Here is an 11,820-nt window from a genome sequence, read left to right on the forward strand (position 1 = left end):
AAACGCCCATGACCGCACTCAATGACCTCAACGCCCTGCAAGCCAGCATCGCCGAAAGCGTACTTGGGCAGGATCAGGTAATCCGCCAGATTCTGCTGGGGCTGTTGGCCAACGGTCATTTGCTCCTGGAAAGCTTGCCCGGCCTGGCCAAGACCCGCACGGTCAAGGCACTGGCCCGGCACCTGGACGCGAAGATGAGCCGCATCCAGTTCACCCCTGACCTGCTGCCGTCGGACATCACCGGCGCCGAAGTGCTGCATCAGGTCGATGGCCAGAACCAGATCCAGTTCCAGCCCGGCCCGCTGTTCGGCAACCTGATCCTCGCCGACGAAATCAACCGTGCCCCGGCCAAGGTCCAGGCGGCGCTGCTGGAAGCCATGGAAGAACGGCAAATCACCGTGGCCGGCAACAGCCATGTGCTGCCGGAGCTGTTCATCGTGGTCGCCACGCAAAACCCGATTGAACAGGAAGGCACCTACCCCCTGCCGGAAGCGCAGATGGACCGGTTTCTGATGAAGGTGTTGCTGGATTACCCGACCGCGGAAAACGAGAGCCAGGTGTTGCGATTGCTGCGCGAAGAAGAATTTGCGGCAGGCGCTAAAACGGCCCCGACCCAAGGTTTTGCACTGTCTCAGGAGGTGGTTTTCGCGGCCCGTCGCGAAGTCAGCGCCGTTCACGTCTCGCCGGCCATCGACCGCTACCTGATCGACCTGATCAACGCCACCCGCCACCCGGCGGACTATGACGCCGATCTCGGCCGCTGGATCGCTATCGGCGCCAGTCCTCGGGGCGGTATCGGCCTTGACCGCTGTGCCCGCGCCGATGCCTGGCTACAAGGGCAAGATTTCGTTTCGCCGGACAATGTGCGCGCCGTGGTCCACCCGGTGCTGCGTCATCGCTTGCAACTGAGTTACGACGCGGTGGCGGATGGCGTAACGGCCGACCAGGTGCTCGACCGCTTGCTCGACAAAGTTGCAATACCGGCCTGAGGTTGAAAATGAAAAGCACGGACGGCCTGGTCTATGTCTCTCTGGCGCAATTGATGGCGCTGGAGTTCAAGGCCCGTGACTTGAGTTTTCTGGCGCGCCAGCCCCAGGGCAGCCTCCTCGCCGGCAACCATGCTTCGCGGCTGCGCGGTCGCGGGTTGAATTTCGACGAACTGCGCCGCTATCAACCGGGCGACGATTTGCGTCATCTGGACTGGCGAGCGTCACTGCGCACCGGCAAACCGGTGGTACGCACGTTCACCGAAGAGCGTGATCGCCCCGCGTTGATTCTGGTCGACCAGCGCATGTCGATGTTCTTCGGCTCGCAACGCAGCTTTAAATCGGCGATTGCCGCCGAACTCGGCGCGCTGGCGGCGTGGATGACCTTCAACGCCGGTGACCGGGTCGGCGGCCTGGTGTTCAACGACCAGCGCATTGACAGCATCGCCCCGCTACGCAGTCGCAAACGCATCGAGGCCTTTTGCAGTCGTATCGCCGAGCAGAATCAGCTGCTCAATGCCGCCAACCCGGATGCCGAAGGTGAGGACCAACTCGACAAGGTCTTGCAACATTGCCTGGCGGTGGCCGGCCATGATCATTTGATCTGCATCGTCAGCGACTTTGCCGGCGCCGGTGAACGCACCTTGCAATTAATGCGGCAATTGGCGGCGCACAACGATGTGATCGCGATGCAGGTGTATGACCCCTTGGCGCTGAACCTGCCGAAAAACGGCCGTTTACTGGTGACCCAAGGCCAATTGCAGGTGGAACTGGCGGTTGAGCAACGCAGCGTGCATCAGCCGCTGGGGGATTTTCTCAGCGGTCGGCTCAAGGATGTCGCGACGTTGCTGCGTCGTAGCCAGGTGCCGCTGATGATGTTCAGTACCGCGACCGATGCGCAGGAACAGCTGCGAGCCGAACTCGGCAGAGGCCGGCGATGAATCCGAACATCCCGAGCATCGACCAACTGAAGGAAATCGCACTGCCGGCGCCGGTCAGTTATGCGCCGCAGACGTGGGGTTGGTGGGCGCTGCTCAGTGTGTTGGTGCTTGCCGTGTTGCTGGTCAGCGCACGGCGGTATTGGCAATGGCGCCGTGATCGTTATCGGCGTGAAGCGCTGGTGCGACTGGCTGAACTGCAAAGCAGTGACGATCAACTGAGGGCCCTGCGCGAACTCCCGGAACTGCTCAAACGCGTCGCCCTGTCCATGCCCACTACATACCCTGTGGCAGCACTTGGGGGTGAGGACTGGCAGGGGTTTTTGGTGCGCCACAGTCCGCAGCCCCTGCCGGCAGATTTCAGCCAGCAACTCGCGCAGTTGGCCTATGCGCCGGACAGCACACTGCTGACGCTCAAGGAAGAACAGCGCGAGCGGCTGTTCAACACCAGCAAACGTTGGGTGGAGCAGCATCATGTGGCAGTTTGATTACCCTTGGCTGCTGATCCTTTTGCCACTGCCATGGTTGGCCTACCGCTTCCTGCCTGATTACCGCGAAGCCCGCAGCGCCGTGCGCGTGCCTTTTTTCAGCGCCATGAGCCGCGCGGTCGGTCAGGCACCGAGCCAGGCCGGGACACGCAGCAATCGCTGGCAACTGGTCTTGAACCTGATGGTCTGGGCATTGTTGTTGCTGGCGGCGGCTCGACCGGAACTGGTCGAAAAACCCATCGAACGCCAACAACCGGTGCGCGACCTGATGCTGGCCATCGACATTTCCCAATCGATGGAAACCAACGATTTCACCGACGCCAACGGGCAAAAAATCAATCGCCTGGCGGCGGTCAAGGAAGTGGTCCACAGCTTTATCGACAAACGTAAAGACGATCGCCTAGGCCTGATCGTGTTTGGCAGCGGCGCCTATCCGCAGGCACCGCTGACGCTGGATCACGCCAGTCTGTCGCTGTTGCTCGATGACACCGGCATTGGCATGGCTGGCCCGAACACCGCGATTGGCGATGCGATCGGCTTGAGCTTGAAATTGCTTGAGCAGGCGCATGAACCCGAGAAAGTGCTGATCCTGCTGACCGACGGCAACGACACCAGCAGCGCGATTACCCCGGACCACGCCGCGGCCATGGCAGCCGCCAAAGGCGTGGTGATTCACACCATCGGTATCGGTGACCCGAACGCCTCCGGAGAAGCCAAGGTCAACCTGCAAGGTTTGCAGCAAATCGCCGAAGCCACGGGTGGCAAGTTCTTTCGCGCCGAGGATCGCAATGCATTGAATCAGGTGTACAGCACCCTCGACAAACTGACCCCACACCAGGTTAAAACCCTCAGTCATCAGCCGAAAAAGGATTTGTTCTGGTGGCCACTGGGGGCCGCTATCGGTTTGCTCGCGCTCTACCATTTGGGCGCCCTGCTCCGGCCTCATTTGATGCTCGCGCGTCAGCGGCAGGAGGGGTAAGTGGATATAAACCTCAGCGACTTCCATTTCCTGCGTCCACTGTGGCTGTTGCTGGTGCCGTTCGGCGCCTTGTTGCCCTGGCTCTGGCGGCGCAGCCGTGACGTACAGCGACGCTTGCGCAGCAATATTGCCGAACACTTGCTGCCGCACTTGCTGATAACGCCACAGGACCAACAACGTTTGCGCCCCGTGCATCTGGTGTGCGCGGTGTTGGTGCTGGGTGCCCTCGCGGCGGCCGGCCCCACCTGGGAGCAGGACCGTCCGGACTTTCTGGAAAACCGCGCGCCGCTGATCATCGCCATCGACCTGTCGCCCTCCATGGACGCCACGGATGTGCAGCCCAGTCGACTGGAAGCGGCCAAACACAAACTGCACGACCTGATCCAGCGCCGAGCGGGGTCACGCAGTGGTTTGATCGCGTATGCCGGCAGCGCCCATCTGGTGCTGCCGCCGACCGACGACCCCGAACTGCTCGACACCTTCATCCTAGCCCTGAGTACGGACCTGATCGCCAAACAGGGCAAAGACGTCGGCGCGGTCATCGAGCAAGCCAAACGGCTGCTGGCTGCCGAGAAAAGCCCGGGCACGCTGTTGTTGGTCACAGACGGCGCCGACACGTCGCAGCTTAGCGGTCTCGATAAGCAACTGAGCGACAGCCAACTGCAAGTGCTGATTCTGGCCGTCGGCAGTGCAGACGGCGCGATCATCCATGACGCCAGTGGCCAACCGCGCACCGACAGCAATGGTCGCCCGGTGTTGGGCAGTTTTGATCAGGCGGCGCTCGAAAAGCTGGCTTCCGCAGTCGACGCCCCGTTGGGCAGCCTGACGATCAATGACGATGACCTGCAATGGATTGAGCTGCACGCCCAGCAGCATTTCCAGGCCGCCAGCGATGAACAGCGCGAACTGCACTGGAAAGACGCCGGTTATTGGTTGTGCTGGCCGTTGCTGCTGATCGGGTTGTTCAGCGTGCGCCGGGGCTGGAGCCTGAACTGGATGGCAGGCCTGTTATTGGCACTGGGCATTGGCTGGCAACCGGCTCCCGCCGAAGCCAACGCGTTGTCCGATGCGTTTTTCACCCCCGACCAGCAAGGTCGCTGGGCGTTCGAGCATGAACATTTCCCGCAAGCCGCCGCGCATTTTGTCGACCCCTACTGGAAAGGTATCGCTGCCTACAACGCGGCGGATTTCGACCTGGCACTGGCCAGTTTTGCGCGACTGGAAACGCCGCAAGCGTATTTCTACCTGGGCAATATTTACGTGCGTCGTTTCAAATTTGACCAGGCGATTGCCGCGTACACCCAGGCGCTGAAGTTGCAACCGCAGTTCCCGGAGGCCACGGCCAATCTGGCGTTGGCGATTGCCTTGCAGAAAGACACCGACAGCGCCGCGCAGAATGCACCCGAGGTCAAACCGGACGAAATCAAAATGGACAAGGCGCCGGGCAAGGGCCAGAGCAAAGCCGTGCAGACCGAGCAAGCGGCGTCCGATGCACAGTGGCTGGAAAACCTGAGCACTTCACCGGCGAAATTCCTGAAGCAGAAGTTCAGTTTGCAAGATCAGGCGGGGGGCAAACCATGAGTCTTTCGATAGACCGTGTCGTGGCCCTGCTCCTTTGCCTGTTCACCACCGCAGCAGTGGCCGCTGAACCCGAGCTGAAAGTCCAGGTGTCGCTGCAGCCCACAAAAGACGTCATGGTCGGCAGCCTCGTCGAACTGCAACTCGACGTCTACACCGACAGCTGGTTCACCGAAACCCCCACCCTGCCCGACCTGAAGCTGTCCGGCGCACTGGTCATGCCGCCGGACGGTCATGCCGAACACCTCAATCAGACGCTCGACGGCAAGTCATTGAGCGGCATGCGCTACCGCTACCGGATCACCCCCAATCTCGCTCAGGGCTTCGACATACCCGCGCTGACCGTGCGCGCCACACCCGGTCAGGCCACCACTGAGCTCAGCGCCCAAAGCCAGCCCTTGCACTTCGACGCCGCGCAACCGCCAGGGTTTGAACCCGGCGAACCGGTATTGGTCGCGCAAGGGCTGCGCTTTACGCAAAAAATCGTCAACTCGGCGACGCCCCTCAAAGTCGGCGACAGCGTTACCCGGGAATTGACGTTGCAAGCCGATGGCGCCCTGGCGATGTCCTTGCCGACGCCATCACTGAGTGATGTCAACGGTCTGAGCCGTTACCCGAAAGCCCCGCAGATCAGCAACCTCGGTGACGGTCGGGGCAATTTCAGCGGTGGCCAGCGAATCGACACCGTGACCTACCGGATCGACACCGATGGCTCGCACAGCTTGCCGTCGATCTCTTTGAAATGGTGGGATGCCGGCACCCGCCAGGCCCGTACCGCCCAAGTCCCGGCGGTCACCTTCCAGGCCACCGCCAACAGCGCTTATCGCCCGGTGTTTTCAATTACCGCAGACCTGAAAAAACTCGGTCAGCCCAGTCGCCTGTACCTCTCCGGGCATTGGCTGGCATTGATTGCACTGCTGCTGGCCATTGCCGTGCTCGGCTGGTTTACCCGCCCGCTCGTCCACCGTGCCTACCTTGATGTCCAGGCCCGGCGCCGTACCCGGCACGCCGTTTGGCTGGCGTCCGCCGACTATGCCTGGCGGCAGATTCCGGCGCAGATCGAAGGCCACCCCGCCCAATTGAGCGCGCTGTACCTGTGGGCCAGGCGTCGGCGCATGGGTCTGAAGCTGAGCGCTCTAGGACCGCGCCTGCAGGACTTTTTGCGCGCCTGTTATGGCGGTGAATCGGCCAAAGATCAGGCGTTGCACCAACTCAAGCAATCCTTGACTACGCTGAACAGTCAGGCTGCGCCCAACAAGACACCTGCCGCGCCGGCATTACGGCCACTCAACCCCGTTCACGAGAAGGAATTCCCATGACGAGTCCGATATCACTGCGCCAACTTCACGGGTTCAAGTTTTGGCTGGCATTGGCCCTGAGCCTGCCGTTGCTGGTTCAGGCCGCAGAGCCGTTGCCCTCCTGGAATGATGGCCCGTCCAAGAAGAGCATCATCGAGTTCGTCCAGACCGTCACCGATCAGAGCAACAAAGACTTCGTCAAACCCGAGGAGCGCATTGCGGTGTTCGACAACGACGGCACCCTGTGGAGCGAGCAGCCAATGTATTTCGAGCTGCTGTTTTCCCTGGAAGAGGTCAAGCGCACCGCGCCGCAGCACCCGGAGTGGAAAACCACGCAACCGTTCAAGGCAGTACTGGAAAACGATCACAAGGCGCTGGCAGCGGCCGGTATGGACGGGCTGTTGAAGATCGTCGGGGCGACCCACACCGGCATGACCACCGAAGCGTTCGACGACTACGCCAAGACCTGGCTGGCCCAGGCCAAACATCCAAAGACCGGCAAGCTGTATACCGAGATGGTCTTCCAGCCGATGCTGGAATTGCTCGACTACCTGCGCAGCCAGGACTTCAAAACCTACATCGTGTCCGGCGGCGACACCGGGTTCATGCGCGCCTTCGCCGAGAAGTCCTATGGCGTCCCGCCGGAGCAAGTGATCGGTACGACGTTTGTCACAGCGTTTGAGTACAAGGACGGCAAGGCCTCGATCCTGCGCACGCCAAAACTGGCACACAACGATGACGGGCCGGGCAAGCCCGAAAGCATCAACGCGGTGATCGGACGCCGGCCAATTCTGGCCTTCGGCAACTCTGACGGCGACCAGCAAATGTTGCAGTGGACCGCCGCCGGGTCGGGCAAACGATTCATGGGGTTAGTGCATCACACCGACGCCAAGCGTGAATGGGCGTACGACCGTGACTCCAAAATCGGGCGTCTGGACAAGGCCCTGGACGAAGCAAAATCCCGTGGCTGGACTGTCGTGGACATGGCCGCCGAGTGGCGCCGGATCTACCCGTACGAGTCCGCCACCCCAGAGCAAGTGCAATAAAAAGCGTGACGCAGGACTGCAATAAACGTTTGTCGCATTAGGCGGCGCAAGTCAGAAAAAGGAGCAAGTCAGATGACTCGCATACACAAGTGGCTACCGAAACTCGCCCTCGTGGCAGCCTCGGTGATGGCGATTTCGGCAACAGCCGGGGCCGCTGAAAAACCCAACATCCTGGTGATCTTTGGCGATGACATCGGCCAGACCAACATCAGCGCCTATTCCATGGGTGTGGTCGGGTACAAGACTCCCAATATCGACCGCATTGCCAAAGAAGGCATGATGTTCACCGACTACTATGCGGAGAACAGCTGCACGGCAGGACGGTCATCCTTTATCACGGGTCAGACGCCGCTGCGTACCGGTCTGTCGAAAGTTGGCGCGCCGGGTGCACCCGTGGGCCTGCAAAAACGCGACATCACCATCGCCCAGGCACTCAAGTCCCAAGGTTATGCGACCGGCCAGTTCGGCAAGAACCACTTGGGCGACAAGGACGAATACCTGCCGACCAACCACGGTTTCGATGAATTCTTCGGCAACCTGTACCACCTCAATGCCGAAGAAGAACCTGAACGCCCGTATTGGCCCAAGGACGACCCTGCGTTCCTCAAGTCATACGCTCCGCGTGGTGTGATCCACAGCTTTGCCGACGGCAAGATCGAAGACACCGGCGCATTGACCACCAAGCGCATGGAAACCATCGACGACGAGACCACCGCCGCCGCCCAAGCGTTCATCGAGAAACAGGTCAAGGCAGACAAACCGTTCTTCGTCTGGATGAACACCACCCGCATGCACTTGTTCACCCACGTGCGCGAGTCGATGAAGGGCCAGAGCGGCATGCCCGGCAACGACTATGCGGACGGCATGCTTGAGCACGACGGCGACGTCGGCAAACTGCTGAAAACCCTCGATGACCTGAAAGTCACCGACAACACCATCGTCGTCTATACCACCGACAACGGCCCGAACCAGTTCTCCTGGCCGGATGCGGCGACCACACCGTTCCGTAACGAGAAGAACTCCAACTGGGAAGGCGCCTACCGGGTGCCGGCGATTGTTCGCTGGCCAGGCAAGATCAAGGCCGGTGAAGTCTCCAACGAGATGTTCTCGGGCCTGGACTGGTTCCCGACCCTGCTGGCAGTCGCCGGTGAAGACAGCGTAAAAGACAAGCTGCTCAAAGGCTGGGCGCCGGTGGCGGGTGGCACCAACTTCAAGGTGCACCTGGACGGCTACAACCAACTGCCTTACCTGACCGGCCAACAGCCTAAGGGCGAGCGCAAGGAGTTCTACTACTTCAACGACGACGGTTTGCTGGTGTCGATGCGTTTCGACAACTGGAAAGCGGTGTTCTGCGAACAACGTGCACCAGGCGGTTTCAAGGTGTGGAGTGAGCCGTTTGTGTGCCTGCGGGTGCCAAAAATCTTCAACCTGAGAATGGACCCGTATGAACGCGCCGATGTGGTTTCCGATCAGTATTACGATTGGCTGACCAAAAACGTCTATCTGGCGGCCGTGGCCACGGGTAAAGCGGCGGTGTTCCTCCAGACCTTTATCGACTATCCGCCAAGCCAGAAACCGGCCAGCTTCAGCGTTGACCAGATTCGTGCTGCGGTAGATGCCAAAATCGCTGAAAAAAATGAAAGCTGCACCGGCTGCACAGTAGAACCGCGTGACTGCCGCTCGCCTTTACCGGCGAGCGGCCCTATTTGTGTGAACACAACCCTGTAGCAGCTGCCGAAGGCTGCGTTCGAGGACGAAGTCCTCGTCAAACATGCGCCTCGGCCTATCTGACACACCGAGTGGTCCGGATTACCACCGCTGCGCAGCGGGACGCCGCCTTCGGCAGCTGCTACGGGGTGTTGTGTTCATCGTCGGAAGATGTTTTGCACAAGGCAATCCGCAATGTCCTCACGTGTCGCCAGCAAGTCGTCGGCCATACCTGCCCCGCAAACCGCCACCTCCCCGGCCCTGCTGATTCCAGCATTGCTGCTGTTCGTCTCGGGCGCGGCGGCGCTGGTGTACCAGGTGCTGTGGATCAAGCAACTGTCGTTGGTCGTCGGCGTTGAGGTGTACGCCATCACCACCGGCATCAGCGCCTTTTTTGCCGGGCTGGCGCTGGGGGGATTGCTGTTCGGGCGCTGGGCTGATCGCTTGCAGCAACCGGTGTTGTTGTATGCCGGGCTTGAAGTGCTGGTGGCGGTACTGGGCGTTGGCGCGACCTTCGCCATGAGCATGGCGGCCAGTCCTTTTGCCTGGCTGGAACAGCACATCGGATTGCTGGCCTGGGTGTTGCCCTTTGCGCTGGTGGGCATTCCCGCGCTGTTGATGGGCGGCACGCTGCCGGTGCTGGTGCGCTCGTTGGCCAGCGACCCGCACCATTTGGGCAAGGCTGGCGGACAACTCCTATGCAGCGAATACCGCGGGCGCGATTGCCGGCACCTTGCTTGCTGCCTTCGTGTTGATCGCCACCCTCGGCGTGCGCGGCAGTGCCCTCGCCGCCGCCATGCTGAACCTGCTGGCCGCCGCCGGTGCCCTTTGGTTTCAACGCCAGCGCCCGGCGGTGGTCCAGGAGCCGACCCGGCATCACGAACTACAAAGCGCCGGATCGCCTGGCCCTGTGGCTGTATTCCATCGCAGGCGGTGTGGCACTGGGTTACGAAGTGGTCTGGTCGCAATCCATCGTGCAATTCATGAGCACCCGCACCTACGCCTTTGCCGTGGTGTTGGCGACGTACCTCACGGGGTTGTTCATCGGCAGCGCGCTGCTGGCCCGTCGGGTTGATCGTATTCGCGATCCGTGGGGCGTGATCTTGGCTTGCTGATCGCCGGGGCCGGCCTGATCGCACTGTTGGAAGTGGCCTTTCTCGGGCGCTGGCTGGTGCTCTTGCAATCCCAGGCCGAAACCGCTGCGCTGGCGATGGGCGGCAGCGAGTTGCTGGAGCATGAGCGCACGGTTCTGCCATGGCCGCGCTGAGCATCGTGTTTGTCCCGACCTTGCTGTTGGGGCGGCGTTTCCTTTGGCGCTGCGATTGGTGTCGGCCCTGAGCGCGTCGGTCGGGATGTGGGCGCCGTGGTGGCGTTCAACACCCTGGGCGGGATCGTCGGCGTGATGCTCTGCGGGTTCTTGCTGATTCCGCTGCTGGGGCTGGTGCGAACCTTGGGACTGTTGGCGATTGTGGCAGCAGGGATCGGCTATTTCGCCGTGCGCAAGGGCCATCACGTCAAGAAAGGCCGGCGTCAGGCGGTGGTCGCCATCAGTTTGCTGTCCGTGGTGGTGGCGATTTTTATCCCGGTCGACAAACTCGCCAGCCTGCTGCCCGGCGCCCGCAACGGCGCGTTGGCGTTCTATGAAGAAGGACGTGGCGGCACCGTGGCCGTGGTCACGCAGGGCAAGGGTCAGAAGAGCTTTCAGCGCTTGTATATCCAGGGCGTGTCGAACACCGGTGACGCCATGCCATCGCTGCGCTACATGCGGATTCAGGCGCTGCTGCCACTGCTGATCCATAACGGCGAACCGCGCTCGGCGCTGGTGATCGGTTTCGGCACTGGCATCGGCGGCAGGCGCCCTGACCCGCTATCCGGGCCCTGATCACCGAGTGGTCGCCGGAGTTGCTACCGTCGGTGGTCGAAGCCGCGCCGTTGTTCAAGGGCAACTTCAATGCCGCCGCCGATCCGACGGTCGATGTGCGCCTACGCGACGGCCGCCAGGAACTGCTGCGCAGCCCGCAGCGCTACGACCTGATCACCCTCGAACCGCCACCGCCCTCCGCCGCCGGCGTCGTGAACCTGTGTTCGCGCGACTTCTACCAGTTGGCCGCCAGTCGCCTTGAGGAACAAGGCCTGGTCGCGCAATGGCTGCCGCTGCCGACGCAGAACATCGACGATTCGCGTTCGCTGGTGCGCAGCTTTCTCGATGCCTCCCCTACGCCACGCTGTGGACCAGCGAATTCCACGAAATGTTGCTGGTGGGCTCGATGGAGCCGATCGAACTGGACGCTGCGAAAATCAGCCAGCGCTTCCAGCAGGACACCGTGCGCAGTACGTTGCAAGACGTGGGCATCGGTTCGGCGCCGGCCTTGATGGCGACCTGGGTGACCGATCGCGCCGGGCTCGAAGGCTTCGCAGGCGATGCCCTGACGGTGACCGATGATCAACCACGGATCGAATACGCCTCCTGGGTGCGCGCCAAGGAAATCAGCCGCGTGCTGCCAGCGTTGCTGGATTTGCGCCTGCCACCGCCGCTGCTCAATGCCGATGCCGGTTTCATCGAGCGTACTGAATGCCCATCAGCAGCGCCTGATGCAGTTCTATCGGGCGAGCCTGCACGCCTATGACGGTGACCGCGACGCCTGGGCCAGGGACATCCGTGAAGTGATGATGGGTGATGGCGGCAATCCGTATTACCGCTGGTTTGTCGGTGACGGGACATAAGACCCATTGCCGAACCCGCGAATGCAAACCACACGTTTCAACTTGCGTAGCGGGCCGTATCACCCGCGTCATTTGA

General features: G+C 61.5%; 7 protein-coding genes and 2 pseudogenes. All 9 read left to right on the plus strand.

Annotated elements, in window-relative coordinates; translation table 11 throughout:
• The first annotated feature begins 8 nt into the window (after positions 1-8).
• The 9 genes and pseudogenes from AB4N76_RS00075 (at position 9) to AB4N76_RS00115 (ending at position 11,744) form a co-directional block, all read left to right on the plus strand.
• Positions 9-989: an AAA family ATPase gene (locus tag AB4N76_RS00075; RefSeq protein WP_077432092.1), complete on the plus strand. Its 981-nt coding sequence runs from the start codon at positions 9-11 to the stop codon at positions 987-989.
• Between the two features lie 8 nt (positions 990-997).
• The gene (locus AB4N76_RS00080) at positions 998-1,927 is read left to right on the plus strand and encodes a DUF58 domain-containing protein (RefSeq protein WP_046032179.1); all 930 of its coding nucleotides are present in this window, start codon (positions 998-1,000) and stop codon (positions 1,925-1,927) included.
• Positions 1,924-2,412: a DUF4381 domain-containing protein gene (locus AB4N76_RS00085; protein ID WP_046032178.1), complete on the plus strand. Its 489-nt coding sequence runs from the start codon at positions 1,924-1,926 to the stop codon at positions 2,410-2,412. The genes AB4N76_RS00080 and AB4N76_RS00085 overlap by 4 nt, the downstream gene beginning before the upstream one ends.
• Complete coding sequence (locus tag AB4N76_RS00090; RefSeq protein WP_046032177.1) at positions 2,399-3,391, plus strand: vWA domain-containing protein; 993 nt, start codon at positions 2,399-2,401, stop codon at positions 3,389-3,391. Before AB4N76_RS00085 ends, AB4N76_RS00090 begins: the two co-directional genes overlap by 14 nt.
• Positions 3,392-4,972: a VWA domain-containing protein gene (locus tag AB4N76_RS00095; RefSeq protein ID WP_460163951.1), complete on the plus strand. Its 1,581-nt coding sequence runs from the start codon at positions 3,392-3,394 to the stop codon at positions 4,970-4,972.
• Positions 4,969-6,288 (plus strand): hypothetical protein, encoded by a 1,320-nt coding sequence (locus AB4N76_RS00100; RefSeq protein ID WP_460163952.1) that lies wholly within the window; start codon positions 4,969-4,971, stop codon positions 6,286-6,288. The genes AB4N76_RS00095 and AB4N76_RS00100 overlap by 4 nt, the downstream gene beginning before the upstream one ends.
• Positions 6,285-7,313 (plus strand): HAD family hydrolase, encoded by a 1,029-nt coding sequence (locus AB4N76_RS00105; protein WP_046032174.1) that lies wholly within the window; start codon positions 6,285-6,287, stop codon positions 7,311-7,313. The genes AB4N76_RS00100 and AB4N76_RS00105 overlap by 4 nt, the downstream gene beginning before the upstream one ends.
• A 72-nt stretch (positions 7,314-7,385) precedes the next feature.
• Positions 7,386-8,976 (plus strand): annotated as a pseudogene (locus AB4N76_RS00110) (arylsulfatase).
• A gap of 239 nt (positions 8,977-9,215) precedes the next feature.
• Positions 9,216-11,744: pseudogene (locus AB4N76_RS00115) on the plus strand (spermidine synthase).
• Positions 11,745-11,820: the final 76 nt, after the last annotated feature.

The sequence above is a fragment of the Pseudomonas sp. S2_F03 genome (assembly GCF_054668335.1).